The following is a 17,539-nucleotide window of genomic DNA, read 5'->3' as shown; positions in this document are numbered from 1 at the left end:
CTGATCTTGCAATGAGAAAGGCCCCGCATCGGCGGGGCCTTTTCCGTTTTTCGGAGCGTGGGGCGCTGCCCTTGGCTCGTCGCCTCGGGCGTTGTCGCTTACGCGGTGACCCGGCCGCTGTGCTGGGTGTTTTCGCGGGCATCGAGCGACCATTTGCCCGCGCCTTGCGCCACGATCATCAGCATGCCGCCCGCGATCGAGATGTTCTTCATGAAGTTGATCATCTGGCCCTGCGCTTCCATGCCGGTCATGCCGAGGCTCGGGACGTAGTGGAACAGGAAGCCCGAGATGAGGCTGAAGCCCGCGAGCAGGAAAGCCACGACCCGCGTCTTCCAGCCAAGCAGCAATGCGATGCCGCCGCCCAGTTCGGTCAGGATCACGAGCGGCAGAAGCGCGCCGGGCACGCCCATCGCTTCCATGTAGCCTTGGGTCCCGGCATAGCCGGTGATTTTTTGAAAGCCCGCGATGATGAAGATCTGGGCGAGGAGGAGGCGGCCGAGCGGGGCCGCGAGGTCGGTGAGTTTCGTCATGGAATCTATCCTTTGTGTCGTCGTCTAATGGGCCCGGAGGCGATGGCGACAGGGTCTACATTGTGCGGAAAAATTTGGAATACCGATAAAATTACAGAATATGCGCAAAAACGAACAGAACTAGCGCTTTGCGATCCACCTTGCGCGCCAAGACCTTCCGCGCCACTCTCCGCCGAAAACCGGAGGAGAGAGACCATGCCCGACGCCCTGCGCTACGCCGCGATCATGCTTGCTGCCGGGATCGGCATTCCGGTGCTCGCCGCGCTCAACGCCCAGCTTGGCAGCCGCATCGGCTCGCCCGCGGTGGCGGCGGTGGTGCTGTTCTCCGTGGCGCTTCTGGGCGCGGTGCTGGCCGTCGCGGTCACGACAGGGCCCTCGGGCTTCGCGCGCATCCCCGATCAGCCGAAATACCTGTTCCTCGCAGGCGTGCTGATCGCCTTCTACGTGCTCTCGATCACCTTCATCGCGCCGCGTTTCGGGGTCGGCAATGCGGTGTTCTTCGTGCTGCTGGGACAGATGATTTCGGCCGCGGCGATCGACCAGTTCGGTCTGTTTGGTGCGCTCGTGCGGCCCATCACCTTGATGCGCGGGGCGGGGATCGGCTTCATGTGCCTCGGGCTGTTCCTCATTCAGAAGGCTTGAACCTTTCGAGCGACGCGGCTAGAGGCCCCTCCCATGAGCGAGAATGACACCCCCGAACAGCCCTGGCGCAACTTCTATGGTCGCCGCCACGGCAAGACGCTGAACAAGGCGCAGAAGGAATATCTGCGCGAGGACCTGCCGGGCCGTCTGCCCGGTCCCGTCGGTTGGGACGTGAACCCCGACCGCGAGCCGCTCGACATGGAGACGCGGTTCAAGGGCAAGCCGGTCTGGCTCGAAGTGGGCTTCGGCGGGGGCGAGCATCTGGCGCATATGGCGCAGACCTATCCGGAGGTGGAGTTCATCGGCTGCGAGCCTTTCGTGAACGGCGTCGCGATGCTTCTGGGCAAGCTGCGCCGCGAGAAAATCCCGAACGTCGCGGTGCATCCCGGCGATGCGCGCGACCTGATGGACGTGCTGCCCGCGGGCTCGATCTCGAAGGCGTTTCTCCTCTATCCCGACCCGTGGCCGAAATCGAAGCACCACCGCAGGCGCTTCGTGACGCAGGAGCATCTCGAGCCACTGCACCGCGCGCTCAAACCGGGATCGGAATTCCGCGTGGCGACGGACATTCCCGATTACGTCCGCCAGACCGTCGAGGAAGTCCCGCAGGCCGGATTCGAGCCTCTGTTCGACGTGCCCGCCGCTTTCGATTTCGACGATCCGCAGCCGGTTTCGGGCGATTGGGATACGCCGTGGGAGGACTGGCTCTCGACGCGCTACGAGCAGAAAGCGCTGCGTGAGGGCCGCAAGCCGCATTACCTGACCTATCGGCGGATCTGAGCCCTTCCGCCTCCCGCCAGATCGCGCTAACAGGGGCGCGTTGAAATAAGGGAGGCACTATGTCCGGCCACGGCACTCCGATCAAGATGACTTCGCGCAAATGCGGGCCCCTCAAGGGCACGGCGGAGGTTCCCGGCGACAAGTCGATCAGCCACCGCGCGCTGATCCTTGGCGCGCTCTCGGTGGGCGAGACGAAGATCACCGGCCTGCTCGAAGGCGAAGACGTGCTCGACACGGCCAAGGCGATGCGCGCCTTCGGGGCCGAGGTCACGCAGCACGGTCCCGGCAGCTGGTCGGTGCATGGCGTGGGCGTGGGCGGCTTTGCCGAGCCCGAGGACGTCATCGATTGCGGCAATTCCGGCACCGGCGTGCGTCTGATCATGGGCGCGATGGCGACCTCGCCGATCGTGGCGACCTTCACCGGCGACGGCTCTTTGCGCAAACGCCCGATGGGGCGTGTGACCGATCCGATCCGACTATTCGGGGCTCAGGCTTTCGGGCGTCATGGCGGGCGTCTGCCGATGACCATCCTCGGCGCGCCGAGCCCCGCGCCCGTGCGCTACGCGACGCCGATGGCCTCGGCGCAGGTGAAATCGGCGGTGCTGCTGGCGGGTCTGAACGCGCCGGGCCAGACCGTCGTGATCGAGAAGACCCCGACCCGCGATCATACCGAACGGATGCTGCGCGGCTTCGGTGCCGAGATCACCACCGAGGTAACCGATCAGGGTCATGTCATCACGTTGCAGGGGCAGCCGGAACTGAAGGCCCAGGAGGTCGCCGTGCCGCGCGACCCGTCTTCGGCCGCTTTCCCGGTCTGTGCTGCGCTGATCGTACCGGGTTCGGAGATCGTGGTGCCGGGCGTCAGCCAGAACCCGACGCGCAACGGGATCTTCATCACGCTGCGCGAGATGGGCGCCGATCTGACCTTCGAGAACGAGCGCGAAGAGGGTGGAGAGCCGGTGGCCGATCTGCGTGTGCGCTATTCCAAGCTGCACGGGATCGACGTGCCCGCCGAGCGCGCTTCGGCCCAGATCGACGAATATCCGGTGCTCTCGGTCGTCGCAGCCTTTGCCGAAGGCGTGACCCGGATGCCCGGCGTGCATGAGCTGCGCGTCAAGGAAAGCGACCGGATCGACGCGATGGCACGTGGGCTGGAAGCCAATGGCATCAAGATCGAGGAAGACGAGGACACGCTGATCGTGCATGGCTGCGGCCCCGAGGGCGTTCCGGGCGGCGGCACCGCCGTGACTCATCTCGACCACCGGATCGCGATGAGCTTCATGGTTCTGGGCATGGCCGCGCAACAGCCGGTCTCCGTCGATGACGGCTCGCCCATTGCAACCTCCTTCCCGATCTTCGAGGACCTGATGGCCGGGCTTGGCGCGGAGATCGTCCGGGCGGACCGGTGAGCCGGGCGCAGGTCGGCTTTATCCTGCTCGCGGCCCTGACGGGGGCCGTCTATCTTGCGATGACGCTCGTTACCTTGCCGCATCTTCGGGATGCGGCGGGCGGTCTGGCGCCGTTCGATTTGCGTCCGGGTGGCTACAGTGCTGCGCAGGCCCGCGCGCTCCTCGATTCCTTAGACGCACCGGCGCGACAGTATTACCTCTCGGTCCAGCAGCGGCTCGATCTTGTCTTTCCGGCCCTGGAGGCGGTGACCCTGATTGTCGCCTTCCGTACCCTTGCAAAGGGCTGGCTTGTCGTGGTGTTGTCGATCGTGGCGGCTCTTGGTGCTGTGTTTGACTATCTCGAAAATCATGCCGTTGCCGCATTGTTGCGGACCGGCACGGTCACGGATGACATGATCGCCTTTGCGAGCAGATGGACGCTTCTGAAGAGCGTCGCAGTCACTTTGAGCCTGACGGCCCTGGCGCTATTGATCCTGCGGGTAGTTTATTTGCGGATGAAAAGATGAAATTTACAGTTGCCATCGATGGCCCCGCCGCTGCTGGCAAGGGCACGATCAGTCGGGCCGTGGCCGAGCGGTTCGGGCTGGCGCATCTCGATACGGGTGCGCTCTATCGCGCGGTCGGCATGAAATCCGAGACCGAGGGGCTGGAGCCCATCGCGGCGGCCAAGGCGCTTTGTCCCGAGGATCTGGAGCGCGACGACCTGCGCACGATGGAAGCGGGGCAGGCGGCCTCAATCGTGGCCGCGATCCCCGAGGTGCGCGCGGCATTGGTGGCGTTTCAGCGCGACTTCGCGGCGCGCGAGGGCGGTGCGGTGCTCGACGGGCGCGATATCGGCACGGTGATCTGCCCGCAGGCAGAGGTGAAGCTGTTCGTGACCGCCTCGCCGGAGGTGCGCGCCCATCGGCGCTGGCTGGAGCTGGGCGGCGACGAGGCCGACGTGCTGGAGCAGGTGCGCGAGCGCGACGCCCGCGACATGGGCCGCGCCGACAGCCCGCTGCGCCCGGCAGTCGATGCGCTGGTGATCGACACGTCCGAGCTAAGCATCGAGGAGGCGGTCGCCCGCGCCGCCGATCAGATCGAGGCCCGCCGCGCGGGCGATCTGGACTAGGGGGCGGGCATGCTGCGCTGGGTTCTCCTCTCGCTGGTTCTTGCAACGCAGGCCACTGCCGAGGGGCGCCCGCAGGGCCTGCTGTGGAGCGAGACCGACCTGCCGCGCACCATGCCGCTGCAGATCAAATCCGCCCCGGATCGCGATCTCTATATCGTGCTGCGCGATGTCACGACCGGGCAGGATGTGATGGGCGCCTATGCGCAGGGCGGTGAATTCTTTCGCCTGCTGGTGCCGCCGGGACGGTTCGAGGTGCAGGTGGCGCTCGGGCCTGCGAAGGACTGGGAGGGCGGCGCTGCGCTGTTCGGCCCCGAGACGGAAAGGCTACGCCTCGACCCGCCGCTCGATTTCGGGGTGACCGGCTACGCGCGGAAGGGCGGTCATCTGATCGATCTGCGCGATCTCGGCGATATCGGGCAGAAAAGCCTTGGAATCTGTCAGCGCCTCGCGCTCGATTTCGACAGCGTGAACACCGCGCCGGAGGCGGTGCGTCCGGGCGTAAAACCCCGTGATCCCATGGAAATACCGGAGTTCCCGGAGCCGAAATACCGCCGCGTCGACCGCATTTGCGATTGAAGAAAAGGGACGCGTGAAATATATCTTCACGAAGTGGTGAACTTTTTCCCCGACTCTCGCGTTGGGTATTGGTGGATGTATTTCGAGGGTGGACCGATGCGCTTGTCCCTGATTTTGGCCTGCATGCTGTCATGCGTGTCCTTTGCGACCGTTCCGGCACGCGCCGACGGCCCGGCGGCGACGCCCGAACCGATCGCGGTGAAAGCCCGGCCCGCGATGCCAGTGCCGGGGGATTTGTCCTTCGATCTGGTGGAGGGCGAGACGGTCTCGCTCGCCGATTTCCGTGGCAAGGTTGTGCTCGTGGTCAACACCGCCTCGAAATGCGGCTTCGCCCCGCAATTCACCGAGCTGCAGGAAATGTCCGAGACCTATGGCCGCGAGGGTCTGGTGATCCTCACCGTGCCGTCGAACGATTTCCGGCAGGAACTCTCCAGTGCCGAGGAAGCCAAGCGCTATTGCGCGCTGACCTTCGGGGCCGAATTGCCGATGGCGCAGCTCGCCAAGGTGAAGGGGCCGCAGGCGCATCCGTTCTATCGCTGGATGCGCGAAACCGAGGGGTTCGAGCCGAGCTGGAACTTCAACAAGGTGCTACTGGGCCGCGACGGCTCGGTGATCGCGACCTATCCCGCCAGCGCAGAGCCCCTTTCGGCCTGGATGCTGGGCGACGTCAAAGCCGCTCTCGCAACCGCGAGCCGAGGCTGAGCGAAAGGCCTCGCGCCCTGTCTATGACTCAATAAATGCTTGCGATACTGGCTGATCGCGCCTATATGGGCGCGGTCTGAGACAGGTTGGGACTCACCCGACCCGTATGCTATTGCAGCACAGACATTCCAACGAAAGACCGGCGGAGCCAACCGCAAGGCCAGAAAACCGAAGATGAAAAGGAAAATCTGAACGCATGTCGCAAAATGCAACCATGGACGAATTCGAAGCCCTTCTGAACGAGAGCCTCGAAATCGACACCCCGAACGAAGGTTCGGTTGTTAAAGGCAAGGTCATCGCCATCGAGGCGGGCCAGGCCATCATCGATGTCGGCTACAAAATGGAAGGCCGCGTCGAACTCAAAGAATTCGCCAACCCCGGCGAGGCTCCGCAGATCGAAGTCGGCGACGAAGTCGAAGTGTATCTCGACCGTGTCGAGAACGCTCGCGGCGAAGCCGTGATCTCGCGTGAGAAAGCCCGCCGCGAAGAGGCATGGGATCGTCTCGAAGCAGCTTACGCCAAAGAAGAGCGCGTCGAAGGCGCCATCTTCGGTCGCGTCAAAGGCGGCTTCACCGTCGATCTGGGCGGCGCTGTCGCGTTCCTGCCCGGCTCGCAAGTTGACGTGCGCCCGGTGCGCGACGCTGGCCCGCTCATGGGTCTCAAGCAGCCGTTCCAAATCCTCAAGATGGACCGTCGTCGTGGCAACATCGTTGTCTCGCGTCGTGCGATCCTCGAAGAGAGCCGCGCCGAACAGCGCGCCGAAGTCATCGCGAACCTCTCCGAAGGTCAGGTCGTCGATGGTGTGGTCAAGAACATCACCGAATACGGTGCGTTCGTTGATCTGGGCGGCGTCGACGGTCTGCTGCACGTCACCGACATGGCATGGCGCCGCGTGAACCACCCGTCCGAGATCCTGTCGATCGGCGAGACCGTCAAGGTCCAGGTCGTCAAGATCAACAAGGAAACCCACCGCATCTCGCTCGGCATGAAGCAGCTGCAGTCGGATCCGTGGGACTCGGTCGAGTCGAAGTTCGCTCTGGGTTCGGTCCACACCGGCCGCGTGACCAACATCACCGACTACGGCGCGTTCGTCGAGCTGGAGCCGGGTGTCGAAGGTCTCGTGCACGTGTCCGAGATGTCCTGGACCAAGAAGAACGTCCACCCCGGCAAGATCGTCTCGACGAGCCAGGAAGTCGACGTCATGGTCCTCGAGATCGACACCGCGAAGCGCCGCGTCTCGCTTGGCCTCAAGCAGACCATGCGCAACCCGTGGGAAGTCTTCGCAGAGACCCACCCGGTTGGCACCGTCATCGAAGGCGAAGTCAAGAACATCACCGAATTCGGTCTGTTCGTTGGCCTCGAGAACGACATCGACGGCATGGTGCACCTCTCGGACCTCAGCTGGGAACAGCGTGGCGAGGATGCGATCCAGGACTACCGCAAAGGCGACATGGTCAAGGCCGCTGTCACCGAAGTGGACACCGACAAGGAGCGTATCTCGCTCTCGATCAAGGCGCTCGACGCCGACACGTTCTCCGATGCCGTTGACGGCGTGAAGCGTGGTTCGATCGTGACCGTGACCGTGACCGCGATCGAAGACGGTGGCGTCGAGGTGGAATACAACGGCATGAAGTCGTTCATCCGCCGTTCGGACCTCGCCCGCGATCGTGCCGACCAGCGCCCCGAGCGCTTCCAGGTTGGCGATCACGTCGATGTCCGCGTGACCAACGTCGACTCCAAGACCCGCAAGCTGGGTGTGTCGATCAAGGCGCGTGAGATCGCTGAAGAGAAAGAAGCCGTGGAACAGTACGGTTCGTCGGACTCGGGTGCGTCGCTGGGCGACATCCTGGGTGCCGCGCTCAAGGGCGACCAATAAGAGATCGAGCCGCTTGGCTCAACGAGAGGCCCCGCCGTTTGGCGGGGCCTTTTTCGTTCCGCAAAAGCTTGGCGATCTGCGACGACGATTCGCGCAACGGGTGACGCGTGGGCGGGCGAAGCGCTGAATTTCTGCGTTTGCGAAGGCGCTTCCGTCGGCGGCAGACCGCTAGGGGCTCGATTTTACGTGGATTTTCCGGGTCTTTGCTGTTCCGCGCTGCAACGATTGGTCCTATAATTGGGAAATGACGCATGTAAGAGCCGGGGGGACACCCGGCCAAGCCCGTGGGGGGAGATAACAAGATGATCCGCTCTGAGTTGATCACCAAGATTGCCGAGGAGAATCCGCATCTCTACCAGCGGGATGTCGAAAAAATCGTAAATACGATCTTCGACGAGATCACCGAGGCGCTGGCCTCGGGCGACCGCGTCGAGCTTCGTGGGTTCGGGGCCTTTTCCGTCAAGAAGCGCGACGCGCGCACCGGTCGGAACCCGCGCACCGGCGAAGCGGTTGAGGTCGAGGAAAAACACGTACCCTTCTTCAAGACCGGTAAGCTGCTGCGCGACCGGCTGAACGGGAAAGAGGAATAAGAGCTAATGATTCGAGCGCTTCGGCTGCTGTTTCTCGGTCTGCTCGCCGTGGTCCTGATCGGGCTGGCGCTGGCCAATCGTCAAATCGTCACGCTGCGGGTGCTGCCGCTCGAGGCGGGCAGCTTCCTTGGCTGGGACTGGGCGGTTCAGGTGCCGTTGTTCCTCGTGATCCTCGCGGGCGTCCTGCTGGGCCTTCTGATCGGCTTCGTCTGGGAATGGGCGCGCGAGTCGCGTCTGCGCCGCAATGCCCGCCAGTCGGACCGCAAGGCGCGCAAGCTCGAAGCTGAAGTTCAGACGCTGCGCCACGACAAGACCGGCCCGAAGGACGACGTGCTGGCGCTGCTCGAACAGCCCTCGCGCTGAGATGCCCACCGTTGCCATAGACCGCAATGCGCAGGGTCTCGCCCGCGTCAAGATTTGCGGGCTGCGCAAGGCCGAGGATATCGCCGCCGCCGTCGAGGCGGGCGCGCGGTATGTGGGCTTCGTCTTCTTCGCCAAATCCCCGCGCCATCTGGAAATCGCCGAGGCGCGCGCGCTGGCCCAGGAGGTCGAGCCCGGCATCGCCAAGGTCGGTCTGGTGGTGAACCCGAGCGACGAGCTGCTCACCGAGATCACCGACGCCGTGCCGCTCGACATGATCCAGCTTCACGGTTCGGAGACGCCTGAGCGCGTGACGGAAATCCGCACCAAGTTCGGTCTGCCGGTGATGAAGGCCGTCGGCGTGGCCGATGCCGCCGATCTTCCGAAGATCGCGGAGTATGAGGCAGTGGCCGACCAGATCCTGCTCGACGCCAAGCCGCCGAAAGAGGCGGAGCTTCCGGGCGGCAACGGGCTTTCCTTCGACTGGCGGCTGATCGCCGGGCGCACCTGGGAGAAGCCTTGGATGCTGGCCGGGGGGCTGACGCCGGACAATGTGGCCGAGGCGATCCTGCTGACCGGCGCGCGGCAGGTCGATGTCTCCTCGGGCGTGGAGAGCGCGCCGGGCGTCAAAGACCCCGAGAAAATCCGCGCGTTCATTCAGGCGGCCCGTCAGGGCGCGGCCTGAGCGGCGCCGGACCCCACGCAGACGCGAGTATTTTTAGCCAGATGCCGGGGCGGGGATTTATCTCGCCCCGCTTTGACGCTAGACCGATCCTCACGAATAGCGCGAGGTGTGCCATGGCTGACGATCTGATCAATTCCTTCATGAATGTGCCCGACGAGAACGGGCGGTTCGGCATTTTCGGTGGCCGCTTCGTGTCCGAGACGCTGATGCCGCTGATCCTCTCGCTCGAAGAGGAATACGAGAAAGCCAAGACCGATCCCGATTTCTGGGCGGAGATGGACGATCTCTGGAAGCACTATGTCGGTCGCCCGTCGCCCTTGTATTTTGCGCCCCGCATCACCGAAGAGCTGGGCGGCGCGAAAATCTATCTCAAGCGCGACGAGCTGAACCACACCGGCGCGCACAAGATCAACAACGTGCTGGGGCAGATCCTGCTGGCGCGACGCATGGGCAAGACCCGCATCATCGCCGAGACCGGCGCTGGCCAGCATGGCGTGGCCACCGCGACCGTCTGCGCGAAGTTCGGCCTCAAATGCGTGGTCTATATGGGCGCCACGGACGTCGAGCGTCAGGCGCCGAACGTCTTCCGGATGCGCCTGCTGGGCGCCGAAGTCGTCCCGGTCAAATCGGGCCGCGGCACGCTGAAGGACGCGATGAACGACGCGCTGCGCGACTGGGTGACCAATGTGCGCGACACGTTCTATTGCATCGGCACGGTGGCGGGGCCGCATCCCTATCCGGCGATGGTCCGCGATTTCCAATCTGTCATCGGCAAGGAAGTGCGCTGGCAGCTTGAAGAGCAGGAAGGCGAGGGCCGTCTGCCCGATACCGTGATCGCGGCGATCGGCGGGGGCTCGAACGCGATGGGCCTGTTCCATCCGTTCCTCGACGACAAATCGGTGCGCATCATCGGCGTCGAAGCTGGCGGTCATGGCGTCGACGAGAAGATGGAGCATTGCGCCTCGCTCACCGGCGGGCGTCCAGGCGTGCTGCATGGCAACCGGACCTATCTGCTGCAAGACGAGGACGGGCAGATCCTCGAAGGGCATTCGATCTCGGCCGGGCTCGACTATCCGGGCATCGGGCCGGAGCATAGCTGGCTGCATGACACCGGCCGCGCGGAATATGTGAACATCACCGACAAGGAGGCGCTGGAGGCGTTCCAGTTCTCCTGCCGTCTCGAAGGGATCATCCCCGCGCTCGAGCCGTCGCACGCGCTGGCCCATGTGATGAAGATCGCGCCCGATCTGCCCAAGGACCATATCATCGTGATGAACATGTGCGGGCGCGGCGATAAGGACATTTTCGCGGTCGCGAAGCATCTCGGATTCGACATGGACGCATAAACTCAGGTTTACGGCGTACAACCTGAGGTTTATTGCTCCTCCATAACCCAATTGGCAATGGACCGGCGGGCGTTGTCCGCCGACCCTTTGCTCCGACGTCGCAGCCCGCGGCGGACAATTGTTCCGGAGGAGATAGAAGATGAAAATGAAATCCACCCTCGCCGCGCTGGCGGCTCTCGCGGTCTCGGCGCATATGGCACAGGCTGAAGTGTCCACGGACGGTATCGCTGCCGATCTGCAGGCCAATGGCTTCACCAATGTCGAGATCAAGGTCGGCCCGACGCAGGTGAAGGCCGAGGGTTACAACCCGAACGGCACCAAGATCGAAGTGGTCTACGACCGCGCCACCGGCAAGATCCAGAAGCAGGAAATGTCGCGGACGCGCGCCGGCTATGACATGACGCAGGGCGTCAGCGTCCGTCAGCAGTCGGAAGATTTCTACGACGGCAGCGACGACGACCATATGGACGATCACGGCGACGACCATTCGGGCAGCGGCGATCACATGGATGACAGCCACGACGACGACCACACCACGTCCGATTCCGATCACGGCTCGGATGACGGCGGCTCGCATGAGAGCGGCTCTGACGATGGCGGTTCGCACGACAGTGGTTCCGACGGCGGCGGGTCGCATGACAGCGGCGGCGACGACGGCGGCGACGACGACTGATCCGAACGGACTTGCCCGGTGCCATGTGCGCCGGGCATAATCCTCTGAAATGCCGCGTTCGCGCGCGGGAGGAGTTTTGCCGATGAGACTGCGCAGAGATCTGGCGATAGCCGCGTTGATCGGCGCGCTGAGCGTGCCCGTGGCGCCAGGGCTCGCGCGGGCCGAGACCGCGAGCGAAGCGGTCACCCGGCAGCTCAAATCCTACGGCTACCAGAATATCGACGTGCACCGGACCTTGCTGGGCCGCGTGCGCATCACTGGCACGCGCAAAGGCGTCGAGCGCGAAATCGTCCTCGATCCGCGCAGCGGCGAGATTCTGCGCGACCTGTCGCGCTCCAGCCGTACGCCGATCCTGAACAATAGCCCTCTGGGCGGCACCGCCTCGGGGAGCTATTCCGGGACGTCCACCTCCGACCGCACAACGACGACCTCCGATAGCGACTCGTCCGATCACGACTCCTCCGACGATTCCTCGGACGATAGCAGTAGCGCGTCGGGCAGCGACGATGGCGGAAGCCATGACAGCAGCGACAGCGACAGTAGCGGTGGTGGCGGCGGCGACAGCGGTGGCGGCGACGATGGCGGCGGGGAAAGCGGCGATGATTGACGCCTCGGACCGACCGGCGGGAGCGGCGCTATGACGTCGCGGCTGCGCCGTGCGGTGCTTGTCGGGGCGATCTTGCTGTTTCAGGCGGTCTGCGCGCTGTTTTTCATCTCCGATATCCTGCTCTCGGTCTTTGGCCTCTATCCCGCGCCGATCAGCTGGCAGAACCGCGAAATCCTCGAACTCGGAGCGGCGCTTGGCCTCATTCTGGGGCTCGCGCTTGGCGCCTTCGCCTTGGCAGGTGCGCTGCGTGAGGGGGCACGGGCGAAGGCGCGTCTACGCCGGGCGACCTCGGCTTTCGAGGACCTGCTGGAAGAGCGTTTCTCCGACTGGGGCCTCACGGCGGCAGAGCGTGAGGTCGCGCTTTTTGCGATCAAGGGGCTGAGCACGGCGGAGATCGCAGCGCTCCGCGAGACCTCCGAGGGCACCGCGAAGGCACAAAGCGCCGCGATCTACCGTAAAGCGGGGGTGAACGGGCGCGGCGCGCTTCTGAGCCTTTTCGTCGAAGACATGATGGACCAGCGCGCCGAGGCGGCGCAGCGCGAAGACACGGCGACGAAGCGCGGTGTGACGGCGGTGGCCAAGGGTTGAGCGGTCAGCCCCTGAGGCCGCGCGTATCCTCATAGGCGAAATCGATCAGCGCGCGCAGCTTTCGCGGCAGGCGCGGCCCGTCGAGATAGACCGCATGAAGCGGGATACGCAGCAGCGTCTCGGGCGGGAAGAGCGAGACCAGCCGCCCCGCCACGATCTCCGGCTCCAGCACAAATTCCGGCCCATAGGTGATGCCATGCCCCGCCAGCGCAAGTTCGCAGGCGGCGCGCCCGCTATTGACGCGGATCTGCGCGGGGACGGGCAGGGCGGCGATCTCTTCACCCTCGCGATAGCGCCAATGCGGGATTGCGCTGTGATTGGTGTCATGGATGCAGCGGTGATCGGCCAGATCGGCGATCTGGTCCGGGCGGCCCGCGCGTTCGAGATAGGCGGGCGCGGCCACGACGCGCATCCCGATCTCACCCAGCTTGCGCGCCCGCAGCGCCTGATCGCGCAGCTGCCCGATCCGAAAGGCGAGGTCGATCCCTTCGGCGGCCAGATCGGTCGCCGCATCCGAGAGCGTCAGGTCGATCACCAGATCGGGGTGGGGGGCTGCGAAGCGCGCGAGCATTTCCGCCAGATAGACCTCGCCGAAAGTGACCGGCGCGGAGATCCGCAGCACGCCCGAAAACCCGCGAGATTGCTCCGACACCGCGCCCAGAAGGTCGTCGAGCCCGTCGAGCACGCTTGGCGCCTCGGCCAGCAGACGCTCGCCCGCGGGCGTCAGCCCGATCCGCCGCGTCGTGCGTTGCAGCAGTCGCGTGCCAAGGCGGTCCTCCAGCTCGGCCACGTATTTCGAGGCGAGCCGATTGGAGATGCCCAGCTGCTCTGCCCCCGCGGTGAAAGAGCCCGCACGGGCGGTGGCGACGAAGGCGCGGAGCTGTTCGGTGATGTCCATCGCTATTCAGAACAAAATGGTAAAAGTCATTCCTGATAATATCCATTTTATTCGCTAACGGAATGGCTAATTTCCTCGCTGTAACGCGAACACACCGCACAGAGAGTGCGGGTACAGGAGATAGACCATGATCGACACCAAACTCGCCCCTTACGGCATCCTCGTCCTGCGCCTTCTGACCGGCGCTCTGTTCCTCGTCCACGGGCTGACGAAGCTGTTCGTCTTTACCCCGGCCGGCACGATGGGCTTCTTTGAATCGCTGGGCCTGCCCGGCTGGCTCGGCATCCTCACGATGGCGGCGGAGATCCTCGGCGGTATCGCCTTGATCACCGGCATCTATGCGCGGATCGTATCCTTCGGGCTCGGGTTCATCCTGCTCGGCGCGGCCTTCACGGCACACTGGGGCAACGGCTTCGGCTTCTCGAACCAGGGCGGCGGCTGGGAATACCCGGTGATGTGGGCCATCGTGCAATTCGCGCTCGCGGCTCTGGGTGACGGCCTCTATGCGCTGCGCCCGACCAAACTGAAGTGACAGGAGGAGACGATGGCTACCAGTGATGCAAATGTCGAAATCGGCCATGTGACCCTCGTGGTCCATGACCTCCCGGCGGTGGGTGCGTTCTACGAGGGCGTGCTCGGGCTGGAGCGGATAGCGGGCGACGCAACCGAGGCGCGCTACGGCGTCGATGGCAAGGTCCTCGTGATCCTCAAGGCCGACGCATCGGCGCGCAAATCAAGCCGGTCGGAAGCGGGGCTGTTTCACACCGCCTTCCTGCTGCCCGAGCGGGCCGATTTGGGCGCGTGGCTGACCCACGCCGCAGAGAAAAGTATCCGGCTCGGCGGGGCGTCCGATCACCTTGTCAGCGAGGCGGTCTACCTGCACGACCCCGAGGGCAACGGCATCGAGATCTACCGCGACCGCGCCCGCGAAGACTGGCCGCGCAAGGACGGGATGATCGCGATGGTGACCGATCCGATCGACCTGCGCGACGTGATGGCAGAGGCCCGTGGCCCATGGCGCGGCGCGCCGAAAGGCACGGTGATCGGCCACGTTCACCTTCAGGTGGGCGCGCTCGATCCGGCGGAGCCGTTCTATGCCGAGACGCTCGGCGCGGATGTGATGGCCCGCTATCCGGGGGCGAATTTCCACGGCTGGGGCGGCTATCACCACCACCTCGCCACCAATGTCTGGAATAGCCGCGGGGCCAAAGAGCGTCACCAGCCCGCGACCGGTCTGGTCGAGGTGGGGCTGAAGGCGGACGCCGAACCGCTCGCCGCCTTCCGCGAGGCCTATGGCGACAGCGTGGCCGACCCGTGGGGCACGCGCTTCACATGGTCCGCGAAGTGATCGCGAGATAAGAGAAAGGCGCCCGCGATGGGCGCCTTTTTCGCTTACAGGATGTGGTTCACATGACCCATCTTGCGGCCCGGTTTCACCTCGGCCTTGCCGTAGAGATGCACCTGATACCGCGCGAGCTTCGCCAGTCCCGGCACCCGGTCCATGTCGTCGCCGATCAGGTTCTCCATCTCGACATCGCAATGGCGCGAGCCGTCGCCCAGCGGCCAGCCGGTGACGGCGCGGATATGCTGCTCGAACTGATCGACCGCGCAGCCTGCCTGCGTCCAGTGGCCCGAGTTGTGCACGCGAGGCGCGATCTCATTCACGATCAGCGCGTCGCGGGTGACGAAAAGCTCGACCCCCATCACGCCGACATAATCGAGCTTGTTCAGGATCTTGGCCGCCAGCAGAACCGCATCGGTGCGCTGGTTGTCGGTGATCGCGGCGGGAACCAGCGTGGTGCGCAGGATGCCGCCCTCATGCTTGTTCTGGCCCGGATCGAAGCAGGAGATCGCGCCATCCTCGGCGCGCGCGCCAATCACGGAGATCTCCTTGAAGAACTCCACGAAGCCTTCGAGGATCGCAGGCGCGCCTTTCATATCCTCCAGCGCGGCGGCGGCCTCTTCGGGCGCGTTGATCACAACCTGACCCTTGCCGTCATAGCCGAAGCGACGGGTCTTCAGGATCGCGGGGCAGCCGATTTCGGCGATTGCCTCCTGCAGATCCTCGAGATCGTCCACGGCGGCGAAAGGCGCGGTGGCGAGGCCCAGATCGTTGAGGAAGGCTTTCTCGACCAGACGGTCCTGGCTGACGGCCAGCGCCTTGCGGTTCGGGCGGATCGGCTTGAGGCTTTCCAAGAGATCGAGCGCCGAGGTCGGCACGTTCTCGAACTCGTAGGTGATGACGTCCACGGCTTCGGCGAAGGCGCGCAGCGCGGCCTCGTCCTCGTAGGGCGCGGTTGTCACCGCATGGGCCACGTCGCCTGCGGGCGGGTTCGCGCCCGGCTCGAAGATATGGGTCTTATAGCCCAGACGCGAGGCCGCGACCGAGAGCATCCGGCCTAGCTGACCGCCGCCGAGGATGCCGATCACCGATCCAAAGGGCAGGGGCTCACTCATCTTCCGGCTCCTCCTTGATCGAGGCTGAGAGTTTCTCGCGCCAGTCGTCGAGCCGCTTCGCCAGATCCGCATCCGACACGGCCAAGATCCCCGCCGCCATCAGACCGGCATTGGCCGCGCCCGCAGCCCCGATCGCCATGGTCGCAACCGGGAAGCCCTTGGGCATCTGCACGATGGAATAGAGGCTGTCGACGCCCGAGAGCGCCCGGGTCTGCACCGGCACGCCGATCACCGGCACGCGCGTCTTCGAGGCCATCATGCCCGGCAGGTGCGCGGCGCCGCCAGCGCCTGCGATGATGACGTGCAGCCCACGGTCCACCGCGGTCTTGCCATAGGACCAGAGCCTGTCGGGAGTGCGATGCGCCGAGACGATCTTCGCCTCGTATTCCACACCGAGTTCGTCGAGAATTTCCGCCGCCTCTTTCATCGTGGACCAGTCGGACTGGCTGCCCATGATGATTCCCACTTTCACGCTCATGACGCCCCCTTTTCAGATGGAGCGCGCACTATAGGAATCTGTGCCGTCGCGGCAAGCCCCGGAGGCGTGCAGGCGCCGATCGGATTGATCGGAGGTCAGGTTCAGGCGATGATGTCGGGGGTGAGCTGGTCTTCGATCCGCGCGATCTCGTCTTTCAGGGCCAGCTTTTGCTTTTTCAGCCGCACAAGGCGCAGCTGATCGGAATGCACCGCCTGCGTGAGCGCCAGGATCGCCTCGTCCAGATCGCGGTGTTCGCGGCGCAGTACTTCCAGTTTTACCCGCAGCACTTCTTCATGATCCATCTCGAGATGGGCGTTCATATCCGTATCGTCCGGTTCTGGTTGCGCAAAAGATCATCCGCCCGACTCGGCCAAGGCGGTCAGGTGGGAGGGTCAATATAACAGGTTTCGAACGGGTTAGGAGAAAATTTGCCGTCAGCGTAAATGGTCGGCGGGGTCTTGCAGGGGGCTTCCACGCCGCCCATATTTGATCAGTGGGCTGCCGAAGATCGGGGCCCGAACTTGCAACGTCGCTTGATCAAGGGCTTGCCGAATGACGAAACTGAGTTTTGGCGCACATCCCTACCTGCTGGGCTTCGACCAGTTGGAACGGCTGGTGGAACGCACCGCCAAGGGATCGGATGCCTATCCGCCGTATAACATCGAACAACGCGGCGAGGATGCGTTCCGCATCACGCTCGCAGTGGCAGGCTTCCGCGAGGAAGACCTCGCGATCACGCTCGAAGACCGGGCTTTGGTGATCCGCGGCCGTCAAAGCGAAGAGGACAGCGAACGCCTGTTCCTACATCGCGGGATCGCCGCACGGGCCTTTCAGCGCAGCTTCGTGCTCGCGGAAGGGGTCGAGGTCGCAGCCGCGACGATCGAGAACGGTCTTCTGCATGTCGATCTGAACCGGGCCCCGCCCGAGACGATCGTGCAGACCATCCCGATCGAGCGGAAATGAACAGGCAGGAAAGGAAACGCGCAATGAATACGGAATATGATTTCGGCGATAATGCCGAGCATCCCATCGTCTATGTCCGCGAAGTGGCGGTCGTCGATCTGCCCGAGGAAATCCGGGCCGAGCTGGACGATGTCGATCACCTCTATGCGGTGCATGACAGCGATGGCGAACGGCTCGCGCTGGTGAAGGACCGCAAGCTGGCCTTCTCGCTGGCCCGGCAGAACGATCTGGACCCGGTTTCGGTCCATTGATCGGCTGAAAGGACGCG

Annotated in this window: 24 protein-coding genes; 19 read left to right on the top strand and 5 right to left on the bottom strand. The window is 64.4% G+C overall.

Features of this window, described 5'->3' with window-relative positions:
* Nucleotides 1-98: 98 nt before the first annotated feature.
* Complete coding sequence (locus tag F8R15_RS09215) at nt 99-530, bottom strand: DoxX family protein (RefSeq protein ID WP_152844363.1); 432 nt, start codon at nt 528-530, stop codon at nt 99-101.
* Nucleotides 531-725: 195 nt separating this feature from the next.
* On the opposite strand from F8R15_RS09215, the gene F8R15_RS09210 reads away from it, so the two are divergent.
* The 15 genes from F8R15_RS09210 (at nt 726) to F8R15_RS09140 (ending at nt 12,475) form a co-directional block, all read left to right on the top strand.
* Complete coding sequence (locus tag F8R15_RS09210; protein ID WP_078570975.1) at nt 726-1,172, top strand: DMT family transporter; 447 nt, start codon at nt 726-728, stop codon at nt 1,170-1,172.
* Nucleotides 1,173-1,205: 33 nt separating this feature from the next.
* Entirely contained in the window at nt 1,206-1,952 is a 747-nt protein-coding gene (locus tag F8R15_RS09205) for a tRNA (guanosine(46)-N(7))-methyltransferase TrmB (RefSeq protein WP_078605546.1), read from the top strand.
* Nucleotides 1,953-2,011: 59 nt separating this feature from the next.
* Nucleotides 2,012-3,361: a 3-phosphoshikimate 1-carboxyvinyltransferase gene (gene aroA, locus F8R15_RS09200; RefSeq protein WP_078520832.1), complete on the top strand. Its 1,350-nt coding sequence runs from the start codon at nt 2,012-2,014 to the stop codon at nt 3,359-3,361.
* On the top strand, nt 3,358-3,867 hold the full coding sequence (locus tag F8R15_RS09195) for a hypothetical protein (RefSeq protein ID WP_152844362.1): 510 nt from the start codon (nt 3,358-3,360) through the stop codon (nt 3,865-3,867). Before aroA ends, F8R15_RS09195 begins: the two co-directional genes overlap by 4 nt.
* Nucleotides 3,864-4,472, top strand: coding sequence for a d(CMP) kinase (locus tag F8R15_RS09190; protein ID WP_078550135.1), 609 nt, complete (start codon nt 3,864-3,866; stop codon nt 4,470-4,472). The genes F8R15_RS09195 and F8R15_RS09190 overlap by 4 nt, the downstream gene beginning before the upstream one ends.
* 9 nt (nt 4,473-4,481) lie before the next feature.
* Nucleotides 4,482-5,048 carry a hypothetical protein gene (locus F8R15_RS09185; RefSeq protein ID WP_152844361.1) on the top strand — a complete coding sequence of 189 codons (567 nt, stop codon included), beginning with the start codon at nt 4,482-4,484 and terminating at the stop codon, nt 5,046-5,048.
* A 96-nt stretch (nt 5,049-5,144) separates the two neighbouring features.
* Nucleotides 5,145-5,750: a glutathione peroxidase gene (locus F8R15_RS09180; protein WP_253732503.1), complete on the top strand. Its 606-nt coding sequence runs from the start codon at nt 5,145-5,147 to the stop codon at nt 5,748-5,750.
* Nucleotides 5,751-5,946: 196 nt separating this feature from the next.
* Nucleotides 5,947-7,626 (top strand): 30S ribosomal protein S1, encoded by a 1,680-nt coding sequence (rpsA, locus tag F8R15_RS09175; RefSeq protein WP_078520828.1) that lies wholly within the window; start codon nt 5,947-5,949, stop codon nt 7,624-7,626.
* A 302-nt stretch (nt 7,627-7,928) separates the two neighbouring features.
* Nucleotides 7,929-8,216, top strand: a complete 288-nt coding sequence (gene ihfB, locus F8R15_RS09170) for an integration host factor subunit beta (protein WP_075774953.1) — start codon at nt 7,929-7,931, stop codon at nt 8,214-8,216.
* A gap of 6 nt (nt 8,217-8,222) precedes the next feature.
* Nucleotides 8,223-8,579, top strand: coding sequence for a lipopolysaccharide assembly protein LapA domain-containing protein (locus F8R15_RS09165; RefSeq protein ID WP_152844360.1), 357 nt, complete (start codon nt 8,223-8,225; stop codon nt 8,577-8,579).
* Nucleotide 8,580: 1 nt separating this feature from the next.
* Nucleotides 8,581-9,261 (top strand): phosphoribosylanthranilate isomerase, encoded by a 681-nt coding sequence (locus F8R15_RS09160; RefSeq protein WP_152844359.1) that lies wholly within the window; start codon nt 8,581-8,583, stop codon nt 9,259-9,261.
* Between the two features lie 113 nt (nt 9,262-9,374).
* Complete coding sequence (gene trpB, locus F8R15_RS09155; protein WP_152844358.1) at nt 9,375-10,607, top strand: tryptophan synthase subunit beta; 1,233 nt, start codon at nt 9,375-9,377, stop codon at nt 10,605-10,607.
* A 139-nt stretch (nt 10,608-10,746) separates the two neighbouring features.
* Nucleotides 10,747-11,280: a PepSY domain-containing protein gene (locus tag F8R15_RS09150; protein WP_152844357.1), complete on the top strand. Its 534-nt coding sequence runs from the start codon at nt 10,747-10,749 to the stop codon at nt 11,278-11,280.
* An 82-nt stretch (nt 11,281-11,362) separates the two neighbouring features.
* A complete protein-coding gene (locus F8R15_RS09145) occupies nt 11,363-11,887 on the top strand; it encodes a hypothetical protein (protein ID WP_152844356.1) in 525 nt (174 codons plus the stop codon).
* Between the two features lie 30 nt (nt 11,888-11,917).
* Nucleotides 11,918-12,475: a LuxR C-terminal-related transcriptional regulator gene (locus F8R15_RS09140; protein ID WP_083077119.1), complete on the top strand. Its 558-nt coding sequence runs from the start codon at nt 11,918-11,920 to the stop codon at nt 12,473-12,475.
* 4 nt (nt 12,476-12,479) lie between these two features.
* Here F8R15_RS09140 and F8R15_RS09135 read toward each other — a convergent pair whose 3' ends face one another.
* Nucleotides 12,480-13,373 (bottom strand): LysR family transcriptional regulator, encoded by an 894-nt coding sequence (locus tag F8R15_RS09135; RefSeq protein WP_152844355.1) that lies wholly within the window; start codon nt 13,371-13,373, stop codon nt 12,480-12,482.
* A 127-nt stretch (nt 13,374-13,500) separates the two neighbouring features.
* Between F8R15_RS09135 and F8R15_RS09130 the strand changes: the two genes are divergently transcribed.
* On the top strand, nt 13,501-13,905 hold the full coding sequence (locus tag F8R15_RS09130; protein WP_078520821.1) for a DoxX family protein: 405 nt from the start codon (nt 13,501-13,503) through the stop codon (nt 13,903-13,905).
* 12 nt (nt 13,906-13,917) lie between these two features.
* The gene (locus F8R15_RS09125) at nt 13,918-14,721 is read left to right on the top strand and encodes a VOC family protein (RefSeq protein ID WP_152844354.1); all 804 of its coding nucleotides are present in this window, start codon (nt 13,918-13,920) and stop codon (nt 14,719-14,721) included.
* 44 nt (nt 14,722-14,765) lie between these two features.
* Here the strand turns inward: F8R15_RS09125 and F8R15_RS09120 are convergent, their stop codons facing one another.
* The 3 genes from F8R15_RS09120 to F8R15_RS09110 form a co-directional block, all read right to left on the bottom strand.
* A complete protein-coding gene (locus F8R15_RS09120; protein WP_152844353.1) occupies nt 14,766-15,830 on the bottom strand; it encodes a 5-(carboxyamino)imidazole ribonucleotide synthase in 1,065 nt (354 codons plus the stop codon).
* Nucleotides 15,823-16,308 (bottom strand): 5-(carboxyamino)imidazole ribonucleotide mutase, encoded by a 486-nt coding sequence (gene purE, locus F8R15_RS09115; protein WP_078601327.1) that lies wholly within the window; start codon nt 16,306-16,308, stop codon nt 15,823-15,825. Before purE ends, F8R15_RS09120 begins: the two co-directional genes overlap by 8 nt.
* Nucleotides 16,309-16,409: 101 nt before the next feature.
* Nucleotides 16,410-16,628: a YdcH family protein gene (locus F8R15_RS09110; RefSeq protein WP_078520817.1), complete on the bottom strand. Its 219-nt coding sequence runs from the start codon at nt 16,626-16,628 to the stop codon at nt 16,410-16,412.
* A gap of 232 nt (nt 16,629-16,860) precedes the next feature.
* On the opposite strand from F8R15_RS09110, the gene F8R15_RS09105 reads away from it, so the two are divergent.
* Complete coding sequence (locus F8R15_RS09105) at nt 16,861-17,271, top strand: Hsp20 family protein (RefSeq protein WP_078540722.1); 411 nt, start codon at nt 16,861-16,863, stop codon at nt 17,269-17,271.
* Between the two features lie 23 nt (nt 17,272-17,294).
* Complete coding sequence (locus F8R15_RS09100; protein ID WP_078520815.1) at nt 17,295-17,522, top strand: DUF1150 family protein; 228 nt, start codon at nt 17,295-17,297, stop codon at nt 17,520-17,522.
* Nucleotides 17,523-17,539: the final 17 nt, after the last annotated feature.

This window comes from Thioclava sp. JE_KL1 (assembly GCF_009296265.1).
GTDB lineage: Bacteria > Pseudomonadota > Alphaproteobacteria > Rhodobacterales > Rhodobacteraceae > Thioclava.
The sequence above is the reverse complement of the archived record's forward strand: the minus strand, read 5'-3'. Positions and strand labels throughout refer to the sequence as shown.

What these genes read in the sequence shown, in the direction of transcription:
- F8R15_RS09215 (WP_152844363.1), bottom strand. Translation starts at nt 530, where the DNA reads ATGACGAAACTCACCGACCTCGCGGCCCCGCTCGGCCGCCTCCTCCTC.
- F8R15_RS09210 (WP_078570975.1), top strand. Translation starts at nt 726, where the DNA reads ATGCCCGACGCCCTGCGCTACGCCGCGATCATGCTTGCTGCCGGGATC.
- F8R15_RS09205 (WP_078605546.1), top strand. Translation starts at nt 1,206, where the DNA reads ATGAGCGAGAATGACACCCCCGAACAGCCCTGGCGCAACTTCTATGGT.
- aroA (WP_078520832.1), top strand. Translation starts at nt 2,012, where the DNA reads ATGTCCGGCCACGGCACTCCGATCAAGATGACTTCGCGCAAATGCGGG.
- F8R15_RS09190 (WP_078550135.1), top strand. Translation starts at nt 3,864, where the DNA reads ATGAAATTTACAGTTGCCATCGATGGCCCCGCCGCTGCTGGCAAGGGC.
- F8R15_RS09185 (WP_152844361.1), top strand. Translation starts at nt 4,482, where the DNA reads ATGCTGCGCTGGGTTCTCCTCTCGCTGGTTCTTGCAACGCAGGCCACT.
- F8R15_RS09180 (WP_253732503.1), top strand. Translation starts at nt 5,145, where the DNA reads ATGCGCTTGTCCCTGATTTTGGCCTGCATGCTGTCATGCGTGTCCTTT.
- rpsA (WP_078520828.1), top strand. Translation starts at nt 5,947, where the DNA reads ATGTCGCAAAATGCAACCATGGACGAATTCGAAGCCCTTCTGAACGAG.
- ihfB (WP_075774953.1), top strand. Translation starts at nt 7,929, where the DNA reads ATGATCCGCTCTGAGTTGATCACCAAGATTGCCGAGGAGAATCCGCAT.
- F8R15_RS09165 (WP_152844360.1), top strand. Translation starts at nt 8,223, where the DNA reads ATGATTCGAGCGCTTCGGCTGCTGTTTCTCGGTCTGCTCGCCGTGGTC.
- F8R15_RS09160 (WP_152844359.1), top strand. Translation starts at nt 8,581, where the DNA reads ATGCCCACCGTTGCCATAGACCGCAATGCGCAGGGTCTCGCCCGCGTC.
- trpB (WP_152844358.1), top strand. Translation starts at nt 9,375, where the DNA reads ATGGCTGACGATCTGATCAATTCCTTCATGAATGTGCCCGACGAGAAC.
- F8R15_RS09150 (WP_152844357.1), top strand. Translation starts at nt 10,747, where the DNA reads ATGAAAATGAAATCCACCCTCGCCGCGCTGGCGGCTCTCGCGGTCTCG.
- F8R15_RS09145 (WP_152844356.1), top strand. Translation starts at nt 11,363, where the DNA reads ATGAGACTGCGCAGAGATCTGGCGATAGCCGCGTTGATCGGCGCGCTG.
- F8R15_RS09140 (WP_083077119.1), top strand. Translation starts at nt 11,918, where the DNA reads ATGACGTCGCGGCTGCGCCGTGCGGTGCTTGTCGGGGCGATCTTGCTG.
- F8R15_RS09135 (WP_152844355.1), bottom strand. Translation starts at nt 13,373, where the DNA reads ATGGACATCACCGAACAGCTCCGCGCCTTCGTCGCCACCGCCCGTGCG.
- F8R15_RS09130 (WP_078520821.1), top strand. Translation starts at nt 13,501, where the DNA reads ATGATCGACACCAAACTCGCCCCTTACGGCATCCTCGTCCTGCGCCTT.
- F8R15_RS09125 (WP_152844354.1), top strand. Translation starts at nt 13,918, where the DNA reads ATGGCTACCAGTGATGCAAATGTCGAAATCGGCCATGTGACCCTCGTG.
- F8R15_RS09120 (WP_152844353.1), bottom strand. Translation starts at nt 15,830, where the DNA reads ATGAGTGAGCCCCTGCCCTTTGGATCGGTGATCGGCATCCTCGGCGGC.
- purE (WP_078601327.1), bottom strand. Translation starts at nt 16,308, where the DNA reads ATGAGCGTGAAAGTGGGAATCATCATGGGCAGCCAGTCCGACTGGTCC.
- F8R15_RS09110 (WP_078520817.1), bottom strand. Translation starts at nt 16,628, where the DNA reads ATGAACGCCCATCTCGAGATGGATCATGAAGAAGTGCTGCGGGTAAAA.
- F8R15_RS09105 (WP_078540722.1), top strand. Translation starts at nt 16,861, where the DNA reads ATGACGAAACTGAGTTTTGGCGCACATCCCTACCTGCTGGGCTTCGAC.
- F8R15_RS09100 (WP_078520815.1), top strand. Translation starts at nt 17,295, where the DNA reads ATGAATACGGAATATGATTTCGGCGATAATGCCGAGCATCCCATCGTC.